Genomic DNA, 24379 nt, shown 5'->3' on the forward strand with positions numbered 1-24379 from the left:
CACCTGCACATGAGTACTGACATTCTGCGGTTCGCAACAGCCGGATCCGTCGACGACGGCAAGAGCACACTGATCGGCCGGCTGCTCTACGACTCCAAGTCCATCTTCGAGGACCAGCTCGACGCGGTCGAGCGGACCAGCCGCGGCCGCGGCGAGGAACAGGCCAACCTGGCACTGCTCACGGACGGGCTGCGCGCCGAGCGTGAGCAGGGGATCACGATCGACGTCGCCTACCGGTACTTCGCGACGCCGCGCCGCACGTTCATCATCGCCGACACGCCCGGCCACGTCCAGTACACCCGCAACATGGTCACCGGGGCGTCCACCTCGGACCTTGCGGTCATCCTGATCGACGCCCGCAACGGGCTGCAGGAGCAGAGCCGCAGGCACGCCTTCCTCGCCTCGCTGCTCCAGGTGCCGCACCTGGTGCTGGCGGTCAACAAGATGGACCTCGTGGACTACTCCCAGGAGCGGTTCGAGGAGATCCAGCGGGAGTTCTCCGAGTTCGCCGCGAAGCTGGACGTCAACGACCTGACGTTCGTTCCGATCTCGGCGCTGCACGGCGACAACGTGGTGGAGCGTTCGCTGAACATGCCGTGGTACGAGGGGCCGTCCCTCCTCCACCTCCTGGAGAACGTCCACATCGCCTCCGACCGCAACCTCATCGACGTGCGGTTCCCGGTGCAGTACGTCGTCCGGCCGCACAAGGCCGACAACCCGGAGCTGCACGACTTCCGCGGCTACTCCGGCCGGGTGGCCGGCGGCGTCCTCAAACCGGGCGACGAGGTGACACACCTGCCGTCGGACCTGAACACCCGGATCAAGCGGATCGTGACCGCGGACGGGGACGTCGACGAGGCCTTCCCGCCGATGTCGGTGACGCTGCTGCTCGAGGACGACATCGACGTCTCGCGCGGTGACATGATCTGCAGGCCGCACAACAGGCCGCGCTCCGCCCAGAACGTCGACGCGATGATCTCGTGGATGTCCCCGGGCCGGACGCTGACGCCGCGGTCCAAACTGCTGGTCAAGCACACCACCCGCACGGCCAAGGTGATGGTGCGCGACCTGTACTACCGGTTGGACGTCAACACGCTGCACCGCGACGAGGAGGCCGCCGAGCTGGGACTCAACGAGATCGGCCGGGTGAGCCTGCGTTCCGCCGACCCGCTGTTCGTCGACGAGTACCGCGACAACCGGCTCACCGGCGGGTTCATCCTCATCGACCCGGACACCAACGAGACCGTGGGTGCCGGGATGGTCGTGGACGCCGAGTGAGAGCTGTCCCGCCGGGCGGACCGGCGGGACAGCGGGACCGTCACTGGATACGGTCGGACATCTGGGGTTCGGTCTCCTGCCCGTGGGTGAACGCCTCACGGCTCACCCGCTCCACCCCGGTGCTCAGCGCGTCCAGTACCGGCCGCACCGCGGCGTTCTGCGTCGCCGAGCTGCCCAGCAGCGCTGACGCTCCGGTCGACAGGGCGTCGGCACCGAGGTCGTAGGCCGACCGGGGCACCTCCATCATGTCGGCGTAGGTGTCGGACAGCGCCAGCCGCAGGAACGCCGGAACGGCACCCTCCAGGCCCGGGGGCATGTAGGACTCGTAGAGGTCGATGCACTCCCGGGTCAGCAGCACGCCCTCGTCGCTGCGGGCCCACTCCCGGTCCCGCGCCTCGTCCCACAGGTTCTTGGCCTCGGCGCGGCTCGCGGGCATGTACGCGTCCGGGATGCCGAGGAAGTGCCCGACGACGCGCCAGGCGTAGTAGAACCCGTCGGCCTCGCGCTCTGTGACCGACACTCCGATACGCTCCATCGCGTCCAGCGCGCCGACGGAGAACACGACGGCGGCCCCGGCGGTGTAGAGCTGGGAGACCGGGGCGCCGTCCCGCTGGGTGTCCCACTCGCCGGAGCGGCGGTGGAGCTCCCGGATCGCCGCGTGGACGAGGCGGACCTTCTGGCAGGTGGGGACGAGCTTGGAGCGGTCGGTGAACGCGTCCTCGTCCCCCATGCCCATGAACAGCCGCGTCGACTGGGAGAGGCGCCGGTGCGGCTGCTGCGAGAGCTGGTGGGTGGACAGCAGCGTCTTCGCGCCGACGGGGGAGAGGTAGGTACCCACCAGCCCGGCCGTCGCCTGGATGGCCGAGGCCGCGAGGTGGTGGTGCTGGAAGAACTCGGCGATGTCGTCCAGCCGCTGGGACTCCATCCAGTCGGGGAAGCTCCGGGTCTTCTCCAGGTAGTCGGCCAGGACCGGCGGGGCCTGGGAGGGGACGTCCTGGTCGGCCGCGCCGAACTCCCGGAACAGTTCGTTGACGCTGTTGACCTGGCCGTTGTCCAGGAGTTCCCGGACGACGGCGTCAGCGTCCGGGTCACCGGCGTGTTTGAGGTCGGTGAGGTAGTCGTCGTAGGTGAGGGCCAACTCCGGCTCCTTACGTTTCGCTGCGAGGCGCTGGCGCCCGCGCGGACGCTCCGTCCGGTCCCGCTGGGGAGGGCGGTGAGGAACACGCCCGGCGCGAAGACACGTTCAATCGCCAGAAGACTACAATACGTGTTTCCCGTCTGCGGCGCGTTCCGCCGAATCCACCGCGGGAACGGTTCACCCGGTGCGCGGACGTGACGCGCTGCGGCAGCGGTGGCTGGCCCCGCCGACGGGCCACGGCCGGGTCAGCTGGCGAACACGGCCTCCACCAGGTCGGTGCACCACTTCAGCAGGTCCAGGTCGCGCAGGTTCTTCCCGCCGAGACCGCCCGCCTTCGGCGCCGGGACGAGGAGCGTGTGGTTCGCCTCCTTGAGTACCGCCTTGGGGTAGAGCCGCCGCAGCCGCAGCTGCTGCGACTCGCGCAGCTCGACCGGAGCGAACCGGATCTGGTTGCCCTGCAGGACCACGTCGGTCAGCCCCACCTGTTTGGCCAGTACCCGGAAGCGGGCCACCGCCAGGAGGTTGTCCACGGGCTGCGGCGGGGTGCCGAACCGGTCCACCAGCTCCGCGCGCGCGGCGGCGATGTCCTCGTCGTCGGTGACACTGGCGATGCGCTTGTAGGACTGCAGCCGCAACCGCTCGCCCGGGATGTAGTCGTGCGGGATGTGGGCCTCGACGGGCAGCTCGACCTTGGTCTCCACCTCCTCGTCGGAGACCTCGTCGCCGTTGAGCTCGCGGACGGCCTCCCCCACCATGCGGGTGTAGAGGTCGAACCCGACCCCGGCGATACTGCCGGACTGCTCCGCGCCGAGGATGTTGCCTGCGCCGCGGATCTCCAGGTCCTTCATCGCCACGTACATCCCGGCGCCGGTCTCCGTGTGCTGGGCGACCGTGGAGAGCCGTTCGTGCGCGGTCTCACTGAGCGGTTGCTCCGGCGGGTAGAGGAAGTAGGAGTAGGCCCGCTCGCGGCCGCGGCCGACCCGGCCCCGCAGCTGGTGCAGCTGGGACAGCCCGTAGGTGTCCGCGCGGTCCACGATCAGGGTGTTGGCGTTGGGCACGTCCAGTCCGGACTCCACGATGGTGGTGCAGACCAGCACGTCGAAGCTCTTCTCCCAGAAGTCCACCATGACCCTCTCGAGCTGGTGCTCGTTCATCTGGCCGTGGGCGTGGGCCACCCGCGCCTCCGGCACCAGCTCGCTGATCGAGGCCGCCACCCGCTCGATCGACGCCACCCGGTTGTGTACGAAGAACACCTGCCCCTCGCGCATCAGCTCCCGGCGGATCGCCGCCGCGATCTGCTTCTCGTCGTAGGGGCCGACGAACGTCAGCACCGGGTGGCGTTCCTCCGGCGGGGTGAGGATCGTGGTCATCTCCCGGATGCCCGTCATCCCCATCTCCAGGGTGCGCGGGATGGGGGTGGCCGACATCGCGAGTACGTCCACCTGCGTCCGCAGCCGCTTCAGGGCCTCCTTGTGCTCCACCCCGAACCGCTGTTCCTCGTCGATGACCACCAGACCCAGGTTCTTGAACCTGGTCTCGTCGGACAGCAGCCGGTGGGTGCCGATCACGATGTCGATCTCGCCGGTGCGCAGTCCCTCGCGGGTCTGTTCCACCTCCGAGTCGGTCTGGAACCGCGACAGGGGTTTGATCCGGACGGGGAAGGACCCGTAGCGCTCGGTGAACGTGGACAGGTGCTGCTGCACCAGCACCGTGGTGGGCACCAGCACCGCCACCTGCTTGCCGTCCTGCACTGCCTTGAACGCGGCGCGCACGGCGACCTCCGTCTTGCCGTAGCCGACGTCGCCGCAGATCAGCCGGTCCATCGGCACCGACTTCTCCATGTCGGCCTTGACCTCCTCGATGGCGGCCAGCTGGTCGGGCGTCTCCACGTAGGGGAACGCGTCCTCCAACTCGCGCTGCCACGGGGTGTCCGGCGGGTAGGCGTGGCCGGGCGACGCCTGGCGGGCCGAGTACAACCGGATCAGCTCACCGGCGATCTCCCGCACGGCCTTGCGGGCGCGGCTCTTCGTCTTCGACCAGTCCGCACCGCCCATCTTGGACAGGGTCGGCGCCTCGCCGCCGACGTAGCGGGTGATCTCGTCGAGCTGGTCGGTCGGGACGAACAGCCGGTCACCCGGCTGGCCGCGTTTGCTCGCCGCGTACTCGATCACCAGGTACTCGCGGGTGGCGCCCTGGATCGTCCGGCTGATCATCTCGACGTAACGCCCGATGCCGTGTTTCTCGTGCACCACGTGGTCGCCCGGTTTGAGCTGCAACGGGTCCACGTTGCCCCGGCGGCGGCTGGGCATCCTGCGCATGTCGCGCGTCGAGGACTTCTGCCCGACCAGGTCGGTCTCGGTGAGCAGCACCGTACGCACCGGGCGCCACACGAAACCGTGCTCGAGCTGCCCCGTCGTCACCGTCGCCACCGACGGTTCCGGTGCCTCGTCGAGGTCGCCGCGCAGCTGTACCCCGAGGCCGGCGTCGCGCAGCATGGAGTCCAGGCGCTCCGCGGGACCGTGTCCCGGTGTCAGCAGCACGACCCGCCACCCGTCGTGCAACCACGACTTGACGTCGGCGAGTGCGCGCTCGGTGTCGCCGCGGTAGGCCTCCGCCGGGCCGGCGTCGATACGGACCGTCGTGGCGCCGCTGCCGTCGGCCTCAGCGGCGTCGCCGGAGTCGAACGGGGTGAGGGTCCACCACGGCAGTCCCAGCTCGGCTGCGTTCGCCTGCACCTCGTCGAGGGTCATGTAGGCCGAGGCGCCCACGTCGATCGGAGTGTCGCCACCGGAGGCGGCGTTGATCCACGAGGCCTGCAGGAACTCCCGGCTCGTCTGCTCCAGCTCGACGGAGCGGGACCGGACGCGCTCCGGGTCGCAGCCCACGACGTGCGTCCCCGCGGGCAGGTGGTTCAGCAGCGGTTCCATACCGTCGGCGAGGACCGGCGCGAACGCCTCCATGCCCTCGACCGCGATCCCCTGGGCCAGCTTGTCCAGGATGTCGGAGAGTTCGGGGTTCTGGCGGGAGAGCTCCCTGGCCCGCTCCCGGACCCGCTGCGTGAGCAGAAGTTCCCGGCAGGGCGGCGCGAACAGCCCGGCAGCGGCGTCGCCCCGGCCGCCGGTGTGCTGCTCGGCGCTCATCGACCGCTGGTCGGAGACGTGGAAGTACCGGACCTCCTCCACCTGGTCGCCCCAGAACTCCAGGCGCAGCGGGTGCTCCTCGGTCGGGGGGAAGACGTCCACGATGCCGCCGCGCACCGCGACCTCACCGCGTTTCTCCACCAGGTCCACCCGGGCGTAACCGATGTCCACCAGGGACTGGACGAGGTCCTCCAGCTCCGCGTCCTCCCCCGGGCGGACCCGCACCGGCGTCAGTTCTCCCAGGCCGGATACCAGCGGCTGCAGGACACTGCGGACGGGGGCGACCACCACCCGCAACGGCGCGGTCAACGGGTCGGCGGGGTCGGGGTGGGCCAGCCGCCGCAGCACCGCGAGCCGCTGCCCCACGGTGTCCGAACGGGGGGAGAGCCGCTCGTGCGGCAGCGTCTCCCAGGCGGGGAACAGCGCCACGGAGTTGTCGGGCAGCAGTGAACCGAGCGCTTCGGACAGTTCCGAGGCGGCACGCTCCGTGGCGGTCACCGCCAGTACCGGCCGGTCAGCGCCCGCGGGTTCCTCCGCGGCGAGCGCCGAGACCAGCAGCGGCTGCAGCGCCGGAGGGGCCACGAGATCGAGGTGTTCGTCCCGGCCGTCTCGCGCGGCCGCGATCGTTCGGTCGAGTTCCGGGTCGCCGGCGGCGACCTTCAACAATCCAGAAAGACTCATGGCGCAAAGAAGCGTATGACCGTGGTAGGGAGTGGTCGGCAGGTGGCAACGTGCACAAGCCTCGCTGGTCGCTCGTGTGCGCGGCGTCGCCACCCGCTGTCCGACACCGCCGCGCACTGCCGCGGTCCGGACAGCGGCACACCCGGCGGGCTCGTGTCAGCGCGGGCGGGCCACTGCCAAGCCTACGCGGCGCCACGAGCCGTCGGGACACCGTCCACCGTTCCGGCGGTGGACAGGGCCTGCCCCCCGTAACACCAACCGGCCGGCTGGTGTTCCTCCCCCGGCCGCGTCCGGCCGGCTGGTGTTCCTCCCCGGCCGCGTCCGGCCGGGACACGGCTCTCTCCCCAACCACCGACGGGCGGCACGGTGGCCCCACCGGCCGGCATAAGCTGTCCCCAGCAGTGCACGAGCGATTCTGGAGGTCGGGTTGAGTGTCAGTGGCGAGCGCACCGAGACAGCCGAGGCGGCGGCTCCGCACTTCGCCCCCGGCCCCACGGAACTGGCGCACCTGGAGCTCATCCTCAACGGCAGCTACCCGCTGTCCGGGTTCATGACCGCCGAGGAGGCCGAGGCGGTGACGCGGGACGGGCACCTGCCGGACGGCACACCCTGGCCGGTGCCGGTCACCCTGCCCGTCCCGGACGAACTGGCCGACGCCCGGCGGCTCGTACTCACCGACCCGGAGGGCGCGCCGCTGGCCGAACTGGACGTGCGCCAACGGTGGCGGCCCGAACAGCACGCACAACCCGACCAGACCCCCAGTCACCACCTCGCCGGGGAGGTGTGCTCCGCGAGCCCGGCGATGCACGGCGCGCTGCGGCAGCTGCGGCTGTCGCCCGACAGCCTCGCCGCCCTCCGGGCCGCAGAGGGCGGCGACGCCGGCCGGCCCCTCCTCGCCGTGGTCACCGACCGCCCGCTGCACCACAACACCCTGCACCAGATACGGGAGGCGGCGGCGAGCCTCGGAGGCGACCACCCCGCCGACGTGCTCGTCCTCGTCGACGCCCCCATGGACAACGAGGGGCTGGCCCCCGCGATCCTTGCGGCGGAACCGCTCCTGCCGCCGCGGAGCAGGTTCGCCGTTACCACCCTCCCGCCGGCGCGCTCCCCCGCGGGCGGGGCGCTGCCAACTGGGCGGGACGCCCTGCTCGCCGCGCACGTGGCGCGGTCCTACGGCGCCACCAGCGTCCTGCTGAACCGCGGGGAGGACGGCTCCGCCCACGAGGTGGCGGCCGCGGAGCCCACCTCCCCGGTGGCGGTGCTGCGCCCCTCCGAGTGGCGCTACGACACCCGGGACGGGATGTGGCGCCTGGCTGGTGAGGTTCCCGAGCAGGCGGCGCGCGAGGAGCCGGCCGACGCCGACATCGCCGAGACGCTCGCCCTCGGCCGGGAACTGCCGTCCTGGTTCACGCCGGCGCGGGTGGCCACGGAACTGTACCGGCTGCGGCCGCCGCGCACTCGTCGCGGCCTGACCGTGTTCCTCACCGGCCTCTCCGGCTCCGGCAAGTCCACGATCGCGCGGGGCGTGGCCGACGGCATCCGCGGCTCCGGGCGCACGGTCACCCTGCTGGACGGCGACATCGTACGGCGGCTTCTGTCCGCGGGCCTCACCTTCTCCCGCGAGGACCGCGACCTCAACATCCGCAGGATCGGCTACGTGGCCTCCGAGATCACCCGGCACGGCGGCGTGGCCATCTGCGCCCCCATCGCCCCCTACGCCGCGACCCGTGCCCAGGTGCGCGCTATGGTCGAGGAGAACGGGGACTTCTTCCTGGTCCACGTCGCGACCCCGTTGGACGTGTGCGAGGAGCGTGACCGCAAGGGCCTCTACGCCAAGGCGCGCGCCGGCGAGATCCAGGAGTTCACCGGGATCTCCGACCCCTACGAGGAACCCGCCGACGCCGAGCTCGTGCTGGACACGGCGGGAACCGAGGAGAGCGAGTCCGTCGCCCGGGTGCTGGAGGCGCTGCGCGTCGGCGGCTGGCTACCCGAACCCGAACCGGAACGGAAGACCACTGCTGATGACCGACACCACTGACCGGGAGCACCGGCCCGGCCAGGGACTGCTCGCCCTGGTCGACGTCATGGACACGCTGCGCCGCGAGTGCCCGTGGGACGCCGACCAGACCCACGAGTCCCTGGCCAAGTTCCTCATCGAGGAGTCCTACGAGGCGCTGCAGACGATCGAGGACGGCGACTACGACACCCTCCGCGAGGAGCTGGGCGACGTCCTGCTGCAGGTCGTCTTCCACGCGCGTGTCGCCCAGGAACGCGGCGGTGAGGGCTTCACCATCGACGACGTGGCCGAGGCCGTCACCACGAAACTGGTGCGCCGCCACCCGCACGTGTTCTCCGACACCGCCGTCAACGGCACCGAGGACGTCCGGGCCAACTGGGAGACGATCAAGGCGGCCGAACGGGCCGAGAAGGGCCAGGAGGACGCGTCGATCCTGGAAGGGGTCCCGTTCGGCCAACCCGCAGCGCTGCTCAGCTACGAGCTGGCGAAACGGGCCGTGCGCAACGGGGTGCCCGCCGAGCTGATCGGCGACGACGGCGGGCCCGGCGGTGAGCTGTTGGCCGCTGTGGAGGCGGAACGCCAGCGCGGCGCCGACCCGGAGATGGACCTGCGTTCGGCCGCGCGCCGGTTCGACCAGCGGGTACGCGCCGCCGAGGCCAAGGCCCGCGCCGACGGCTACGAGCCGCGCTCACTCACCGCCGACCAGTGGCGGGCCTACTGGGATTAGCGCGTCCGGAGCGCTGGGTGGGGCACCGAGGGGGCTTTGGCCCGCGGGGACATGGTTCCCCGTGTGCTCTGCGCATCCGCCCACGGAGAGGGACCCGGCATCGAGGGCTTCGGCGACGAGGACGCAGCGCGGCGTTCGGCCGCGGCGCGTGTGCGGGTATCGGTTCCGGGACGGCACCCCGAAGCTGTGGGGTTCCTGGAGGAGCCCTCCGGTGGGGAAACGCCGATCTCCGGGGCCGCCTCGCCGCTGGCGGGCATGCCCGGATCTGTCTGTGTGGGGAGTAACCGCGGGTGGCCGCTTCCGGCCACGGGGTGTTGCCTGTTCCGCGCGCGGGGTAGGGACGTGGACGGATATCCCCCCGAGGCGTGGAGGATCAGTATGGGTACCCGTGGCGGTGCGGATGGGTGAACAGACCCCACCCGGCCCGGAACGGTTGGCCGGACTTACCGAGAACGAAACGTGGAGGCAGGCACTGCGGGACGTCCCGCGCGAGTGGTTCGTGCCCGAGCGGGCGTGGGCGACGCCCATGGGTGCCGCTCCGAGTTATTGGATCGACCGAGCCACCGATCCCCAGCCGTGGTACGAGGCGGTCTACAGCGACAGCACGATCGTGACCCAGATCGAGGACGGCGGTACCGACCTCACTGAGGAATCGGCTCGGAGCGCGAACCGCTTCACCAGTTCCAATTCCGCTCCGAGTAATGTCACCTCCTTCTTAGAGCTTCTCGATACATACGACAAGGACCGAGTGTTAGAGATCGGTACCGGTACCGGGTGGACAACCGGTCTGCTCTCGGCCCGGTTGGGCGCGGAGAACATCACTTCCGTGGAGGTGGACGAGCAGGTAGCGAAACAGGCGCGGGTGAATCTGGAACGCGTTGGATATATGCCGAACCTGATAACAGGTGACGGCGAGAAAGGGCATCCGGGAGGAGCCCCCTTCGACCGGATCCATGTCACATGCGGGGTACGGAAGGTGCCCTACACATGGGTGGAACAGACCCGCCCTGGCGGGATTATCGTGCTGCCGTGGATGCCTGGCTTGGGCGGTTATCAGGTAAAGCTCACTGCTACGAATGACGGAGCCGTGGGACGCTTCACTGGCAACTGCGGTTATATGATGATGCGTTCCCAGCGCCCTACCAACACCCCCATAGCTGACGATGACCGCGAGTCGCACCCCGGATTGATCCACGCCGCGTCCATTACGCGGGTACGGGATGTCAGATAGCACTCATCGGGACGTTGCCGCGCCTCACCGCAGCAGGCGGTAGCTCGGCCGACGGAACGTTCCTTCTGGTGCTGTCTGATGGGGGTCTCTCACACGCACTGGTGAAACAACCTTCCACGGATGAACCTGCGACGGTGACGCAGCGCGGGCCACGCAACCTATGGGATGAGGCTGAAGAGACCTACTTGAGATGGGTGGCATGGGGCGAGCCGGGCCAAGAGCGGTTTGGACTCACTGTGGACGCTGACGGCCAGCACGTGTGGCTGGATTCGCCACGCAATCAAGTGCGGAGAGGTATGGGTGATGGGGTCAGCACCGTAAAGAAGTGAACTGCAGCGCATGTCGGGGATATGGAACCCAGCAACGATCCCGCGATGGAACAGTTGAAGATGCCCCTTGCGAACTCTGCAGCGGAACCGGGAAACAACCCTCGTGACACCATCAGCTCTGGCTCGGTGAGCCCCAGCGGGCGGTAGACGCTGCGTCCCCCCATGCCGACGTAGCCCCGGAACAACAACAGCCCCCGGCCGGGGTGAAACCGAGGGCTGGCTACGTCTTGCTCCGTGGCCGAGGGCAGCCACAGGCGAAGGTTACAGTCGGCCGGTGCGCACCTCGTCGAGGAACGCCTGCCACTCGGAAGCGGAGAACGACAGGTGGCCGGCCTGCCGGTTCTGGGTGTCGCGGACAGCGGTCACCGGCCCCTCGGCGACCTCGACACAGTTGTTGTTACTGCCGTTGCTGTAGCTGGACTTGTGCCACACATGCTGGTTACTCATCTAGCTCTCCCTGTATCTGGCGGAGAAGGTCAACGCTACTGCTGGTCGGCAACGCGTCCGCCTGAATCGCTGACCACAGCGTGGAGCAGGTGCGGACGTGCTCATCACTGTCGAGGACCACATCGTCCACCACGTGTTCCGCTGTCACCACCATGGGGCGGTCCGCGAACGCGAACACTCGGAACGGTCCGCACAGCCCCGGTGGCATCGAGAGGTCGGACGGAACGATCTGGAGACGCAGGACGTGTTCATCGATCAGTCTCAGTAAATGACCAATCTGCCCCTTCATTGTGACCACGCCACCGATGTTGCGCCGTATGACAGTCTCATCCAGCACAACCCACATTAGTGGGCGGTCTGTATCCTCCAGCACCCGCTGGCGCTGCAACCGTGAGTCCACCAGTTGGTCAATAGTCGCCGCATCTACGAACGGTCGCATGGCAGCGAACGTGGCACGGGCGTAATCAGCGGTCTGCATAAGACCAGGAACCAGAAAATTGTGATATTCGCGTATTTCGTAGGCTAACTGCTCGAAGTCGATGGATGTCCGGGAACCGGTCGGATACAGCGTCTGTCCGTTGGCCGACTTCCAGAGCCGTTCGAAGGTCCCGGTAGTCCGGAACAATGCGTCCAGTTGTTGCGCTTGGTCAAACTGCGGACCACGCATACCGGACTCCATGTACGAAATCAGGGATGAGGACACCACCAAAGCCTGGGCAACCTGCCCCTGTGACATGGATGTTGAAGTTCGGTGTTTTCGCAGTTCAGAGCCGAATTTCTGCCAAGTTGGATTGTATCTACGCCCCATCAGTCCTCCACGCTTGATCAACCATCACAGAACATCACCGCTAGAACACCAAAATAAACCGAACGTAAAAGAAATTGACAAAGCGGTGGTCATGCTAGCTACCGATTCCGCACGAAAGCCATGCTGGTCGGCGAGCTCCTGGAACAAGGGGAGGAGCCTCCGGGCGCGGTATCAGGTAGCAGCGAAACCGCGCCCGGGGCGTTACAAAACCTCCGCGAGAGTGACAGCTCTCCGGAGGCGTGGCCATCAACTGATGAGGAGTCGATGACAATGCTCCAGTTTATTCGCACCCTCGCGTCCCTGTGGACGCTGCTTGCGATGCTGGCTGTCGCCCTGTTCCCGCCCACGCGTTACCGGGATGGCTACCAACGCCCGGCCCCGCGTGCCGCACCACCGCCACCCGCCAGGCGAGGTACGGCACGCCGCTTCACCGTGCCGCCGCCACGGGGTGGGACCCACGACCAGGCCGGGATTTCCTGCCGGGACGTGGACAGCGGCATGGTCCCTTCAGCCGCGTTTCCCGAGCCCGAGCTGCTCGACCCTGAGGAGCACAGCCCCGTGCGGCCTTATGTGACCGAGTTCGAGCGTCACCGCCAACGGCGGGAGGAAGAGGGGGCCTGTCCGGCCTGCGGTGCCGCCACCACGCCTGAACCTCCCGCCCCACCGGCCCACGAGGACGGGCTGGACGACGTGCGCGCGGAACTCTCCCCGCTGGTGCGGCAATGGCTATCCCAGCGCGAGCAGAAGAGCACGGTGGGGGTGGTCCGGTGAGTACCCCCGCACCCTGGCCCGCCCCGTTGCTGCGTCCGGGTGATGTGGCCGAGGCCTTCGGCGTGACCACCTCCACCGTCAACACCTGGGTACGCGAGGGCCGCCTGGCCCCGGTACTGGTTACCCCGGGCGGGCACCGCCGGTTCGCGCCCGACCAGGTTCACACCCTGCTGGCCACCACCAACCGTGAAGAAGGGGGTGGTCAGGCGTGAATCTCACCCCGCAGGAACGCCGCGAGTTGCGTGACCTGGTGGAGCAGCTCGTCCAGGCCACCGAAGGCCACGCGTTCTGGCTCAACCGGATCCGCGCGACCATCCTCGCGCTGCGCGACCGGCTGGACGCCTGGCTCGGCGAGGAGGACCACGACACCGACAGAAGTGACGAGGACACGGGAGCGGTTTCCCATCAGCGCGAGGCTAGGGGTGGTGGCCCGTGCGAGGAGTAGAGCCCGGGTGGGAACCCGGCATGTGGGTGCGGCTGCCCGGGGAACCCGACGGCACCACCCCGTGGGATGTCGTCACACAGCAGGCTGACGGGATGCTGCGGATCGCTCCCCGCGACACGGTCGGCGATGTCCACACGGTCACCGTCCACCCGGCCGAAGTGGAGCGGCTTTCCGGTGGGGATCTGTCGTATCTGCAGTGCCGCTGGCCCGTGGGGTTGCGGGTGCGGCTGCACGCAGCTGGCTCCACCGTGCACGTGGTCACCGGCCACACACCCCAGCCCGGAACGGACAGCGGGGATGTGCTTGTGCGACCTGCCAAGGGCGGTCCGGTGCGCCACGCCAATCCCCGCATCCTGACCGACTGGATCCCGGTCGAACTCCAGGAATAGAACCATCACGGAACGCGTGCCTTTTCTCGACCGGGCGCGCGACGGGGGTGTGCGTGGTGGCGCACACCCCCGTCCCTGGGTGCTGCCACCATCTCCCAACACCCGGGCGTCCTTCCCTCCCACGCCGCGCCAGGGGTGGCCCACCACTAAGAGCGACACAGATCAGACCAGCAACTTCCGTCTTCGAGACACCCCCTGGGAGACACGAACCATGACGGCTGACGAACGCCCTCTGATACTCGTTCTTGGAACCTCCGAACGCGTGGGGTCGAACTGGGTTCTCGACTCCCTGCGACATTCCACCATCCAGCACAACGAACACCTTCGGCAGCAGCTCGGCAGGCAACACCCACTCGCCCCCTTGACCACAATCAGTGCAACAAGCCCCGCTGTACACGCTCCGCTCGCCGCCTACTGGGTGGAGTCCTTCAAGAGCAGCAAGTACCGCGGCGGGCGCCACGTCGTCAAAGAGACCAACCTGTATTTCACCGCCGCGGCGCTCCTCGCGCTATTCCCGGACTCACCCGTTGTGGTGCTCTCACGGTCTCCGCTAGGGGTGGCCAGCTCTTTCACCCGTGGCGCCCTCTGGAAACGGTGGGACTACGGGAACATCTACCGCCATGTTGCGGCCTTGGCACACGAGGACGAACACCGCCGCTGGTCGAGACTCGTACCCGACGACGATCCGTGCCCGCCCGTCGCGCTTACACGGCTGATCACCTTGAACACGGCCCTGCTCGCCGATGCCCTTGGAGACCGTGAACACGCGCATGTGTCCTACGAAGCTGCCGTACTCGACTGGCGATCCGCCACGCGGCCCTTGGCCGGGCTGGTTGAGGAATTCGGATCGGCGTCTTCGCTCCCATCAAAGGAGACACCCTCCTGTGACAGCACGTTCGCGACCACCAACCACAAAGACGGTTTGGTCGCGCGTCTGCGCCCCGGAACCGCCGAGGTGGTGACGTCCGAGACGTCACGCTGTTTGAGTCTGCTCCGCAGCATCGTCGCTCCCGCGTCGTCCAAGAGGGCGGAGCGGTGGCTTGCCGGTGCCGACTCCTACGCCCTGGCCACCTTCGACAATCCAGAAGCCGCCCCACCGAGACTGACGACCACCATTCGCAAGGCGCGGACCGAACCGGCCTATGTCCCCTTGGCTCCCCCTCATACCCGGTGGCGGAACCTGCTCGTCTCCAACGCCGAGATGTGTGTCTTCCTTAACGGGCTCACCGACGCGGGCCTGAAGACCACCCTGCACGGGGTACACATCGTCGCGATCCCCATGCCGCACGAACGCGGCGGCCGACTGCACCCCACCGGCAAGGGGTGGCGAGTGAGCCCCGGATACGAACACCATCCGGCCTACTGGATCACCTGGATCGGAGCAGCCGCCTATGCCTTCTGGGAAGGGGCGCGGCTCCCGACCAGCAGCGAGCTGGACGCGCTCACTGCCGGCGCTCACGCCAGCAACGCCGAATACCAGATGGGAGATGTGACTCCCGTCGATGAACCTGGTTTAGGGCCGAAAGCTGTGCACCACAGAGTCGGCAATCTTCGAGTGTGGTGCTGCGATGGGCCGGGCCACGGAACGGAGTGGGCGCCCCTAACGCGGTACCGGCACGGAGCCGCATGGAACACACCCGCGTCGCGGGAGGAGGTGACGAGTCGGCGTTCCCGGCACCTGCTCGGCGCCTCCTGCGGTGTCGGTGTGCGGTTGACCTGTGCATCTTCCACGGGTCCTCGATGTTCGCTTAACGAGGTAGCCGACCGATTGAGCCGGTGGCTCACCCTGCTAGGCGACCGGACGCGCCCCCTGTCCGAACTCGACCGGGAGGCTATCGCCCTTCTGTCATAGCCCGATAGCCGACTTCGGTCCCATGTAGGAGCCGGCGCCAGGGAAGCCGCCCTCGACCAGCTGGGCGAACCGCTCGCTGAAACCGAGCTGCGAAAGATCCTCGGTCTTTACGAATTCCACTCCACGAATCGGGCGCGTATCGATTCCCTCGGAGATCTTACCGAGAGTCCCGCCCACCTTTCGCACCTCGAAAGTCATGTGCACCACATGAAGACCTTTTTCCGGAATGATGTGGTCGCACACGTAAAGCAACCGGACGACTTCGACGTCGATTCCGGTTTCCTCCCGCATCTCGCGAACGAGGGCATCAGCGAGCGGTTCGCCCTCCTCGACCCGGCCGCCGGGCAGGCTCCACTTGCGCAGCCCGTCGGTGTCCTGGTCCAACAGCAGAACCTGCCCGTCCTCCACAAGGAAACCCGTCACGCGTATATCCATGTCAGCACCCTAGCGAAAAGGATGGCTCAATGCGATCGGACCGAGGAAAACAGCATTCAGTAATGATCGCCGCCGGAGGGCTGGGAACAAGGAGGGCGGACTGGTTCCGATTCCTGCCAAAAGAATACTTTCCCGTGCATGGGAAACCAGGAATCGCACTGCTCATGGAAGAAATCGCCGACCTGGGAAACGCGCGAACCGTCATGGTGCACCACCCCTACTACACCCGGTTCGCCGCATGGATCAGCTACGTACTGAACAAGCCCGACGCGTATGACCAGGTTGCCGACACCGCCACCGAAACGCGGCACTGGCCCAGCGTGGACATGATCCCCCAGTCCGGTACCTACGGTGACATCACGTCCGTACTCAACGCCGACGACTACCTGAACCGGCCCGCCCAGCTGTATGTCATGTACGCCGACAACCTGTTTCCCAACGCCCGCCCCCTGCTGCACCTGGGTGAACTGGACGCCGACACAGCGGTGATGGTGCGGCCCTACACACGCGCCGCAGCAACCAAGCGCGGCGTCGTCGTCTGCGACAACGACCGCATGGTTCGCTTGGTGGAAAAGCCCGACGAGGATACAGCAGCCGTTCTCGAAGCCACCTACGGCTGCGACAACCTCGCGCTCATGACCGGCCGTTCACGGGTCAGTCGCTCATTCCTGGACTTCCTCCACACCTACCGGCACTCCAGCGGAGAGCCGAAACTATCGCTTGCCTTGTCCACCTACGCCCAGACGGCATCGGTCAGAGTCCGGCGAGTAGACACTACTGTGACCGATCTTGGGGCGCCCTTCCCGAACGTCGACTGAGATAGGGGGCAATTGCGGTTCCGGGGCGCGGTGTGTGCGGGGTGAGCTATCCCACCGCGTCGGCGACGACAGCGGAGGTGTCGCGTTCTCGACGTCGCTACCACGCGGAATGGATACATCGCTGCTACACACACTTGCCGACCACATGGGATCAGGCGCGGTTTCATCCGGGGGAGCGTGCACAGCGACGGGAGATGTGGTCTCCTGGCTCCGTCGTCGCGGTGTTGGGTTACGCGCCGCACTGCTCGTTGATAACGCGTTTTTGAGGTATGTACGTGTTATGTCCGAATATCCAGAAGTTGCACACACGGGCACGCGCGTGACATAGAAGACCAGGTCAGAGAGATGATCCCCGCGCACGCGGGGATGGACCCCGGTTGGCGTTGTATTGCTATTGACCAACCGGATGCTCCCCGCGCACGCGGGGATGGACCCGGGCGTTTCCGATTCCGGAGACGGTCCCCCAGATGCTCCCCGCGCACGCGGGGATGGACCCATACGGCGCATGCTCACGCAGAGCGACTATTTATGCTCCCCGCGTACGCGGGGATGGACCGCAACGCTCCGGACAACCTCTGTGGATTGTCACGTGAGCCCCACGCACGTGGGGATGGACCGAGGTACGGGTCAGCCGCACACTGACACCGCGGATGAGCCTCACGCACGTGGGGGTAGGTCGAGGTCAGTTACCTGCTGGGAGCGGGAAAGCTCCCGCTCCCAGCCACTCCACTCCGTCTTGTGAAGGCCGGGTGCGTGGGTAGCGGGTCACGCCGGGCGCGGCTCACTCGGGTCGCAGGGCGACGATGGGCACCCCGTGCTCCCGGTCGGCGCCCACCCGTTCGTAGCTGGCGTCGGTGCTGTCGACCTCCTGGCCGACCGCCCGCATCAGCGCGGCGGCGGTCCGAGGGTGGCGGCGGGCGTACTCGGCGAGGCGGCGCCCCGACTCCTCAGCCGGCAGCGGGCGCGCCGTGCCCGTGTAGCGGCGCCATCCCACCTGGAAGCGCACCCGCGGCTCGGTGCTGATATTGCGGAACCACTGCGCGCGTCCGCCGTAGCCGGAGGCGACCAGGTACCCGCCGGACTCCTCGTGGCGCCCCACGACCTCCAGTACCACCTGGCGGGCCCTGCCGCTCTTGCGCCCGATGTGGGTCAGCAGCACGAACCTGTTGCCGAGGAGGCCGCCGAGCCCCAGTCGGTAGATCCAGATCGGCGCCCGGTACAGGGCGCGCCGCGCGGTCGTACGCGGCGGTTGGGAGAAGGTCACGGTTCGTCGCTCCTTGTCTCGAGGGCGGGATGGGCCAGTAGCGGTTCGGTCAGCAGCACCGGGGCGCGAACCGGGCGGGCGTCGAACCGGCCCGACGCGGAGGTGACGGCCGTGGTTCACGCCTCCTCCCGGAGGCGCACGCCCTCGACGCACACGTCGAGGATCGGCTCGGCCAGCTCGGTGATCGGCAGTCGGGGGTCCATCAGCCACTGGAGCAGGCAGCCCTCGATCGCCCCGACGATCACGGTCGCGTGGTGCTCTCCGACTCCCTCCCGGACGGTGCCCTCGGCCTCGCGCAGCAGTTCGGCGATCGTCGTCCGGTACTCGCTGTAGACGCCCGGCATGTCCAGGGGGAGCTGGCTTTCCTCGCGGCCGCTCGACCACAGGTCGAGCAGGATACGGGCGAGTTCCGGCTCGTCGGCGAGCGCCTCCAGCACTGAGCGCACCAGGGAGCCGAGTCGCTCCAGTGGCGGCCCTGTCCCCTCGCGCGCCTGCTGGAGTACGTTCCGCGAACGTTCCGCGAACGCCTCGAACGCGGCGCTGAGCAGGGCGTCCCGACTGTCGAAGTAGAGGTAGACGCTGCCCTTGCCGATGTCGGCCTCGCGGGCGACGTCGTCGATGCGCGTCGCGGCGAACCCCTTGCGGGCGAAGACGCGCACGGCGGCCGCCAGGATCTGCTCCCGCCGCGCGCTCCGGTCCACTCTCTTCGGCGTCACGGTTCCTCCTATTATGACTGACCAGTCAGTCATAATAGTGGGTGTTCCACTTCCCCATCAAGCTCACCCCCGGTCGGATCCCACCCGCATGCCGCGCTCCCGAACGCTCCCCGCGCCGGCGGCACCGGCTGGACGGCCCTACGCCGCCTCGTGCTGCGCCGCCACGGCGAGCAGGAGTCCCTCCCCGCCGTGCCGACCCACCAGTTGCAGCCCCACGGGTTCACCGTCTGGGGTGAGGCCGGCGGGAAGAGAGACGGCCGGATGACCGCTCAGGTTGAACGCCCAGGTCAAGGCGACGCTCATCCGTGCTCCCGGTCCATGGTGCCCGTGTGGCGGGTTGGGTGTGGTGGGGGTGGCGATCAGGTCGAGCTCCGCGAACGCCGCGGCCAGGCGCCGGTCGTTGTCAGCGCGGAGCTGTCGGGCGGCCTGCCGCTCGGCGGTGGAACCGCCGGTCCGCAGCGCCGCCCAGGCCGTTCCGGGGTCGGCAAGCTCGACGGGCCGCTCCACAAGGCGCAGGAGGCCGCGGTCGGCGAGCCGTTGCAGGGCGGAGCGCGCGGTGGCGGTGATGCTCCTCTCGCTCGCTGCGAACCCGAGCGTGGCCGACCAGGCCACTGCCGGAGCCCGTGCCAGGGCACGAAGGCCGGCGGTGGTGTCGGTTCCCGCGAGGGCGTCGAGGTAGCGGGCGGCCCGGCGATGTTCAACCCCGCGCTGTCACCGGCGGCGACGCGGCCGTTGGCGGGTTTCAGCCCGAGCACCCCGCACCAGGCGGCGGGCAGCCGCACGGAACCGGCACCGTCGCTTCCGGTGGCCAGCGGCACCATGCCCGTGGCGACGGCCGCGGCCGAACCGGCCGAGGAACCGCCGGGGGAACGGTCGGGCCGGTACGGGTTCAGCGTCGGCCCCCGGTCGGTGTGTCCCCAGGTCCGCCACGCCGTGCGCGGACCCGGGACCGAGGTGGCGCCGACGGGCACGCAGCCGGCCGCGACGAGCCTGCGGGTCTGCTCCGCGTCCAGCCCCTGGCTCTCCTTCACCCCGAGCGGTACTCCGGCCAGTGGCAGAGGCCTGCCCTCGGTGAGTCTCCGGTCGACCCGCTGGGCGTACCAGCGTGCGGCCTCGGGCCAGACCCCGGTGAAGGCCCGGACCCCGTCGTCGGTGCTCCGTATCGCGGCCAGTGCCGCCTCTGCGGTCTCGGCCGCCGTGGCCTCGCCGCTGGTGACCGCCGCGGCGATCCGGGAGGCCGACAGGGTCGGGTACGACTGCGTTTCCATGGCGGGGCGGCCTCGCGCGTCCGGGGACTGGGGGGCGGTCCGGGCAGGCCGGTGACAGGCGGCTTCGGTGGAGGTCCGGGGCGGGCATCGGGGCCGGCACCGGGTGGCGACCGCCATGCCGCGGGGGAGGGGGCGAGTCGTTGCCCTTCCTCCCGCTGCCGCTCCCGGTCGGGACCGCGTCCGCCGGATCACCACCACCGCCCTCACTGCCGGGAGCGGCCCAGGTAGTCCCGAACCAGGTCCTCGGCCTCGTGCTCGGTGACCACTCCGGCCATGACGAGCGTCCCGAGGCCGTGGGAGAGGGAGATGGCCTCGACGGCCCTCCGACGCGCCTGCTGGTCCTCCGCGCCGGCGTTCTCGTCCAGGGTCCCGGAGAGGTGCTCGACGAGCGCGCGCAGGTGGTCGCGGTAGGCGGTGGCGGCGGCGTCCGGTCGGGTGATCGCCAGGAGCTCGAGCGAGACGCCGACGCGGTGGAACGCGCGGCTGGCCTCGTCGGTGGGCAGGGCCTCGTCGAAGAACGCCTTGAGCTCCTCCTCGGGGCGCTTCTCGGTCCGCGCGGCGGACCGGGCCCGCCACCGTTGGACGCTCCGGTCCGCGAGGCGGTCCAGCGCCGCCGTCATCAGCTGGGCTTTGTTCTTCCCGTAGTACTGCACCAGGCGGAGGGACACACCCGCCTCGGCGGCCACCGCGCGCATGGTGACCGCGTGCGCGCCGTCCCTGCCGAGGATGCGGTCGACGGCGTCCAGGATCTCCTCGCGGCGTTCGGGTTCCGGCGCTGACGGTTCTTCTCCCATACCGCAATGGTACGCTCGTATCATCGTGATACAGATGTATCAAAGGAGGTTGGTTGTCCTCGGCTTCCCGGTTCCGGTCACTCGCGCTGTGGGTCTCCTGCGTCGCGCAGCTCCTGGTGGTCCTCGACGTCTCGGTCGTCAACGTGGCACTGCCGTCGATCCGGGCCGACCTCGCGATGGGTCCGACCCTGTCGGCATGGGTGGCGCTCGCCTACACCCTCGGCTTCGCCGGAGCGCTCCTGGCCGGCGCGCGGCTCGCCGACGTTCTCGGTACCGGAGTGGTGCTGCCATGGGGCCTGGCCCTGTTCACGCTCGCCGGCACGTTGGGGGGCCTAGCCCCCGGCGGTGGGACACTCGTCGGCGCCCGGGCCGTCCAGGGCCTGTGCGCGGCCGTCGTCTCGCCCGCGACCCTCACCCTGCTCACCACGGTCTTCGCCGAGGGGCGGGAACGCACGCGCGCGGTGGCCGCCTGGACGGCGGTCAGCCTCGCCGGAGGTGGCATCGGCAACATCCTCAGCGGGGCGCTGACCGACCTGATCTCGTGGCGCGCCGTACTCCTGACCACCCTTCCGATCGGCGGCGCCGTCCTGGCGGGGGCGCTCGTGCTGCGCAGGCACACCCCGGCCGGTCCGAGCCGGGCCCGACTCGACCTGGCCGGCGCCGCCCTGGCCACCGGTGGGCTGACCTGCGCCACCTACGCGCTGTCCGCGGCGGGCGGCAGCGGCACCACCACCCGGGCGGGCACGGCCGCGGTGGTGAGCATCGTGCTGTTCGGCGTGTTCCTCGCGCAGCAACGGCGGACTCCGCACCCGCTGGTTCCGGCCGGCCTGCTGCGCAACAGGCCGGTGGTCCACGGCAACATCGCGATCGTGCTGGTCGGCACCTGCTTCCAGGCGGCGCTGTGGTACTTCCTCACCTTCCGGATGCAGGAAGGGCTGGGGTTCTCGGCGCTCCAGGCGGGACTCGGGTTCCTTCCGATGACGCTGTCCATGCTCGTGGTCAACACCTGGATCACGCCGCGGTTGATGGATCGCGTGCCGCCCCGGAGCCTCGTCGTTCTCGGCTCCCTGAGCGCCTCGCTCGGTCTGGTGTGGCTCGGGCTGGCCGCAGAGGGCGGCTACGCCCTGGCGCTGCTCGGCCCCAGTCTGGTGGCCGGCACCGGGGGCGGCCTGCTGAACACGCCCCTGGCCACGACCGCCACGTCCGGGGTTCCGGCGGACCAGGCCGGCGCGGCGTCGGGACTGATGAACACCAGCAAGCAGTTCGGCGGCGCCCTGGGGCTCGCCGCTGCCACCGCCATCACCGCAGCGGCCGGCGATGACGGGGCCGCGTTCCTGTTCCTGGCCGGGACCGTCGGGGCCGTCGCCGTACTCGCCGCCCGCCTGCCCGCCTCCCGGTACGGGCACTCGTCCGCCCCGTCCGAAACCCGGACGGAAACGCGGTGACCTCCGTGCGCATGGTGTCCGCTCGTCGGGGGTGTTCGGGACAGTGGCACGGACCGGTGGTAGAGGCCGGGGCGCCTTACACCCGCCTTTCCGGGGAGGGGCGCGGGCCGTGTCCCTGGGGGACGGGCCACCGGGTCACCCGCCGATGCGGTCCATGAGCGCGTCGAAGTACGAGGTCTGGTGGAGGAGCAGGAACCCGATGACGGCCAGCAGCCACGCGGTGTCCTCCTGGGAGTTGTCCCTGAGCCAGCGGTCGACCCTGATGAGCAGGGGGCGCACCAGCGTCCTGGCGAGGGCGACGACAAGCGTGGCGAGTAGGGCGGGCGCGACCATGACCAGGCAGTAGAGAGCCAGCACGGCCGCGTTCGTGGAAAACGGGGTGCCGGCGTCGGCGAGGGCGCCCAAAGCGATGACGTACGGGAACATCGTCGCGATCTCCAGCACGACCGCGGTGACGGCCACAGCCGACAGCACGCCTGTTCCGGCGCGCTCTCCCACCGCCGCCTCGCGCCACCTGCCTATCCATCCCCGCCGGGAGGTGTCCGCCTTCCGGAAACCGTGCCAAAGAGCGGCCGACAGGAACGCGCAACCCGCCACGGCCAGCCCGAGGTCGCCCGCTGGCGACTGGAGCGCTGACCGTACGAGCGGCCGTGTCCGCTCCAGGACTCCCACCAGAAGGAGCCCCAGGAGGAAGTAGGAGCCGCCGACCAGCGACAGGTACAGGAGTACGTTCCCGACGCGCAGGTTTCCGGGGGTCAGCAGGAACCAGACGGGGATGGCGAGTGTGGCGACACTCAACGTGTCCAACAGGGCCAGTGGCAGGATCTGGCTGAGGAGTTCCACGCTCTGACCTCTTCTCTCGGGACGCGGGCGGAGCCGGGGCGGGGGGTGGGTCCTGTTTCGGTGGACGCTTGTCCTGCCACGCGGCGCCCCAGCACCGCCTGGCCGCGTCCTAACCCGACCGCAGCCGCAGCACCTCGGTGGCGGCGTCGGCGCCGTGCTCCGCGGCCGGTTCGGGACGGCGGGCCGCGTCGCTGATCCGCAGCCACAGCCCGACGATGATCCAGCTCGACACGAGAGAGGAGCCTCCGGCGGCGAGGAACGGGGTCGTCATACCCGTCAGGGGGATGAGGCGTGTCACCCCGCCCAGTACCACGAACACCTGGAACGCCAGGAGGAAGGCGAAACCGCTCGTGGCGAGCTTCACGAAGATCTCCCGGGACTCGAGCGCCGCTCTGAACCCGCGTTCGGTGAGTAGGAACAGCAGCACCACCACGGCGGCCAGGCCGGTGAAGCCGAGTTTCTCCCCGATCGAGACCAGGATGAGGTCGCTGTCGGAGGCGAAGATGTCCGCCGCGCGCCCCTGTCCGAACCCGGTGCCGGTGAGGCCGCCCTCCGCCAGTGCGAACAGCCCCTGGACCAGTTGGAAACTGCCGCCCTCGGCCTCGTAGGTGTCCGGCGCGAACGGTGTCAGCCAGGCCGTGACCCGGCGCTGCACGTGCCCGAACAGCGCCCACGCGACGCAGGCTCCGGCGGCGAACATGGCCACCCCGATGCCGACCCAGGACTTGCGCTGGGTGGCGGTGTAGAGCATCGCCAGGTACACGCCGAACAGCAGGAGCGAGGTGCCCAGGTCCTTGGTGCCGACCAGCAGCAGGATCGCCACGCCCCAGGCCACCGTCATCGGGCCGAGGTCGCGCATCCGGGGCTGGCTGAAGACCTTCACCGAACCGATGGTGAGTTGGCGGGCGGCCAGCGACAGCACGTCGCGTTTGATGCTCAGGTAGGCGGCGAGGAACACCACCAGCAGGATCTTGGCGAACTCGGAGGGTTGGACGGTGAACCCGGCCACCCCGATCCACCGCTGGGCGCCGAACGCGTCGATGCCGACGAACGGGAGCATCGGCAGGGTCAGCAGCACCAGCCCGGCCGCCGCCGTGAGGTAGGGGTAGCGCTGCATCATCCGGGGTCGGGGCACCACCGCCAGCGCCGCCCCGCACAGCGCGATCCCGCAGAGGGTCCAGGTGAGCTGGTCGGCGGCCTCGGAGGCCCGCGGGTCGGACACCCGGTGCAGACCCCAGATGGTGCACAGCCCCACCCCGTTGAGGACTGTCGCCAGCGGCAGGATCAGGGGGTCGGCCCACGGTGCGAGGAACCGCAGCGCTGTGTGCAGCGCGAGCGCCGCACCGGCGAGCGCGCCGGCGTAGAGCGCCACGGTGCCGCTGAGCTGGCCGCGGATGTCCCCCTCGGCCGAGGCGAACCCCAACGCGAGCAGCACCAGCGCGGCCAGCAGCAGCGCGAGCTCCGTGCGACGCGGCCGCGCCGGCAGCGCGGGATCCCGGCTGCCGGCGCGGCTCATCGTGCGAGTAGTGGTGACACGGGCGGT

Annotated in this window: 22 protein-coding genes and 1 pseudogene; 11 read left to right on the plus strand and 12 right to left on the minus strand. The window is 69.2% G+C overall.

Features of this window, described 5'->3' with window-relative positions:
- Positions 1 to 9 precede the first annotated feature (9 nt).
- Positions 10 to 1278 carry a sulfate adenylyltransferase subunit CysN gene (gene cysN / locus FHX37_RS00975; protein WP_141921595.1) on the plus strand — a complete coding sequence of 423 codons (1269 nt, stop codon included), beginning with the start codon at positions 10 to 12 and terminating at the stop codon, positions 1276 to 1278.
- Between the two features lie 40 nt (positions 1279 to 1318).
- Here cysN and FHX37_RS00980 read toward each other — a convergent pair whose 3' ends face one another.
- Together FHX37_RS00980 and mfd are read right to left on the minus strand one after the other, a co-directional pair.
- Positions 1319 to 2416 (minus strand): oxygenase MpaB family protein, encoded by a 1098-nt coding sequence (locus tag FHX37_RS00980; RefSeq protein WP_141921596.1) that lies wholly within the window; start codon positions 2414 to 2416, stop codon positions 1319 to 1321.
- A 245-nt stretch (positions 2417 to 2661) separates the two neighbouring features.
- Positions 2662 to 6237 carry a transcription-repair coupling factor gene (mfd, locus tag FHX37_RS00985; RefSeq protein ID WP_141921597.1) on the minus strand — a complete coding sequence of 1192 codons (3576 nt, stop codon included), beginning with the start codon at positions 6235 to 6237 and terminating at the stop codon, positions 2662 to 2664.
- A gap of 427 nt (positions 6238 to 6664) precedes the next feature.
- Here mfd and cysC point away from each other — a divergent pair, with 427 nt between their 5' ends.
- The 3 genes from cysC (at position 6665) to FHX37_RS01000 (ending at position 10212) form a co-directional block, all read left to right on the plus strand.
- On the plus strand, positions 6665 to 8275 hold the full coding sequence (gene cysC / locus FHX37_RS00990) for an adenylyl-sulfate kinase (RefSeq protein ID WP_246061974.1): 1611 nt from the start codon (positions 6665 to 6667) through the stop codon (positions 8273 to 8275).
- Positions 8259 to 8981 (plus strand): nucleoside triphosphate pyrophosphohydrolase, encoded by a 723-nt coding sequence (mazG, locus tag FHX37_RS00995; RefSeq protein ID WP_141921598.1) that lies wholly within the window; start codon positions 8259 to 8261, stop codon positions 8979 to 8981. The genes cysC and mazG overlap by 17 nt, the downstream gene beginning before the upstream one ends.
- Before the next feature lie 388 nt (positions 8982 to 9369).
- Positions 9370 to 10212: a methyltransferase domain-containing protein gene (locus tag FHX37_RS01000; protein WP_141921599.1), complete on the plus strand. Its 843-nt coding sequence runs from the start codon at positions 9370 to 9372 to the stop codon at positions 10210 to 10212.
- 590 nt (positions 10213 to 10802) lie between these two features.
- Here the strand turns inward: FHX37_RS01000 and FHX37_RS01005 are convergent.
- Positions 10803 to 10988 (minus strand): DUF397 domain-containing protein, encoded by a 186-nt coding sequence (locus FHX37_RS01005; protein ID WP_141921600.1) that lies wholly within the window; start codon positions 10986 to 10988, stop codon positions 10803 to 10805.
- Positions 10981 to 11796 (minus strand): helix-turn-helix domain-containing protein, encoded by an 816-nt coding sequence (locus FHX37_RS01010; RefSeq protein ID WP_141921601.1) that lies wholly within the window; start codon positions 11794 to 11796, stop codon positions 10981 to 10983. The genes FHX37_RS01005 and FHX37_RS01010 overlap by 8 nt, the downstream gene beginning before the upstream one ends.
- Before the next feature lie 270 nt (positions 11797 to 12066).
- Between FHX37_RS01010 and FHX37_RS01015 the strand changes: the two genes are divergently transcribed.
- The 5 genes from FHX37_RS01015 to FHX37_RS01035 all read left to right on the plus strand — a co-directional run bounded on the left by FHX37_RS01015 (position 12067) and on the right by FHX37_RS01035 (position 15253).
- Complete coding sequence (locus tag FHX37_RS01015) at positions 12067 to 12567, plus strand: hypothetical protein (RefSeq protein ID WP_141921602.1); 501 nt, start codon at positions 12067 to 12069, stop codon at positions 12565 to 12567.
- Entirely contained in the window at positions 12564 to 12779 is a 216-nt protein-coding gene (locus FHX37_RS01020; protein WP_246061976.1) for a MerR family transcriptional regulator, read from the plus strand. Before FHX37_RS01015 ends, FHX37_RS01020 begins: the two co-directional genes overlap by 4 nt.
- Positions 12776 to 13012, plus strand: a complete 237-nt coding sequence (locus FHX37_RS01025) for a hypothetical protein (RefSeq protein WP_141921604.1) — start codon at positions 12776 to 12778, stop codon at positions 13010 to 13012. Before FHX37_RS01020 ends, FHX37_RS01025 begins: the two co-directional genes overlap by 4 nt.
- Positions 13000 to 13401, plus strand: a complete 402-nt coding sequence (locus FHX37_RS01030) for a hypothetical protein (RefSeq protein WP_141921605.1) — start codon at positions 13000 to 13002, stop codon at positions 13399 to 13401. The genes FHX37_RS01025 and FHX37_RS01030 overlap by 13 nt, the downstream gene beginning before the upstream one ends.
- Before the next feature lie 361 nt (positions 13402 to 13762).
- Complete coding sequence (locus FHX37_RS01035; protein ID WP_246061982.1) at positions 13763 to 15253, plus strand: SUMF1/EgtB/PvdO family nonheme iron enzyme; 1491 nt, start codon at positions 13763 to 13765, stop codon at positions 15251 to 15253.
- Here the strand turns inward: FHX37_RS01035 and FHX37_RS01040 are convergent.
- Positions 15248 to 15688, minus strand: a complete 441-nt coding sequence (locus tag FHX37_RS01040) for an NUDIX domain-containing protein (RefSeq protein ID WP_246061984.1) — start codon at positions 15686 to 15688, stop codon at positions 15248 to 15250. The two genes, FHX37_RS01035 and FHX37_RS01040, sit on opposite strands and share 6 nt — an antisense overlap.
- Positions 15689 to 15750: 62 nt before the next feature.
- On the opposite strand from FHX37_RS01040, the gene FHX37_RS01045 reads away from it, so the two are divergent.
- Positions 15751 to 16506 carry a sugar phosphate nucleotidyltransferase gene (locus tag FHX37_RS01045; protein WP_141921607.1) on the plus strand — a complete coding sequence of 252 codons (756 nt, stop codon included), beginning with the start codon at positions 15751 to 15753 and terminating at the stop codon, positions 16504 to 16506.
- Positions 16507 to 17287: 781 nt separating this feature from the next.
- Here the strand turns inward: FHX37_RS01045 and FHX37_RS01055 are convergent.
- From FHX37_RS01055 to FHX37_RS01070, 5 genes and pseudogenes are all read right to left on the minus strand, one after another.
- A complete protein-coding gene (locus FHX37_RS01055) occupies positions 17288 to 17770 on the minus strand; it encodes a nitroreductase family deazaflavin-dependent oxidoreductase (RefSeq protein WP_141921609.1) in 483 nt (160 codons plus the stop codon).
- 116 nt (positions 17771 to 17886) lie between these two features.
- Positions 17887 to 18486: a TetR/AcrR family transcriptional regulator gene (locus FHX37_RS01060; RefSeq protein ID WP_170181472.1), complete on the minus strand. Its 600-nt coding sequence runs from the start codon at positions 18484 to 18486 to the stop codon at positions 17887 to 17889.
- A gap of 138 nt (positions 18487 to 18624) precedes the next feature.
- On the minus strand, positions 18625 to 19098 hold the full coding sequence (locus FHX37_RS23370; RefSeq protein ID WP_246061985.1) for an amidase family protein: 474 nt from the start codon (positions 19096 to 19098) through the stop codon (positions 18625 to 18627).
- Between the two features lie 167 nt (positions 19099 to 19265).
- A pseudogene (locus FHX37_RS23375) lies at positions 19266 to 19871 on the minus strand (amidase family protein); the annotation flags it as partial.
- 86 nt (positions 19872 to 19957) lie between these two features.
- The gene (locus FHX37_RS01070; protein ID WP_141921612.1) at positions 19958 to 20548 is read right to left on the minus strand and encodes a TetR/AcrR family transcriptional regulator; all 591 of its coding nucleotides are present in this window, start codon (positions 20546 to 20548) and stop codon (positions 19958 to 19960) included.
- Between the two features lie 53 nt (positions 20549 to 20601).
- Between FHX37_RS01070 and FHX37_RS01075 the strand changes: the two genes are divergently transcribed.
- Complete coding sequence (locus FHX37_RS01075; protein WP_141921613.1) at positions 20602 to 21993, plus strand: MFS transporter; 1392 nt, start codon at positions 20602 to 20604, stop codon at positions 21991 to 21993.
- A 135-nt stretch (positions 21994 to 22128) separates the two neighbouring features.
- Here the strand turns inward: FHX37_RS01075 and FHX37_RS01080 are convergent, their stop codons facing one another.
- Positions 22129 to 22836 carry a GAP family protein gene (locus tag FHX37_RS01080; RefSeq protein WP_141921614.1) on the minus strand — a complete coding sequence of 236 codons (708 nt, stop codon included), beginning with the start codon at positions 22834 to 22836 and terminating at the stop codon, positions 22129 to 22131.
- A gap of 109 nt (positions 22837 to 22945) precedes the next feature.
- Positions 22946 to 24352 carry an FtsW/RodA/SpoVE family cell cycle protein gene (locus tag FHX37_RS01085; protein ID WP_141921615.1) on the minus strand — a complete coding sequence of 469 codons (1407 nt, stop codon included), beginning with the start codon at positions 24350 to 24352 and terminating at the stop codon, positions 22946 to 22948.
- Between the last annotated feature and the right edge of the window lie 27 nt (positions 24353 to 24379).

Origin of the sequence: Haloactinospora alba, from assembly GCF_006717075.1 — a bacterium.
Taxonomy (GTDB): Bacteria; Actinomycetota; Actinomycetes; order Streptosporangiales; family Streptosporangiaceae; genus Haloactinospora; species Haloactinospora alba.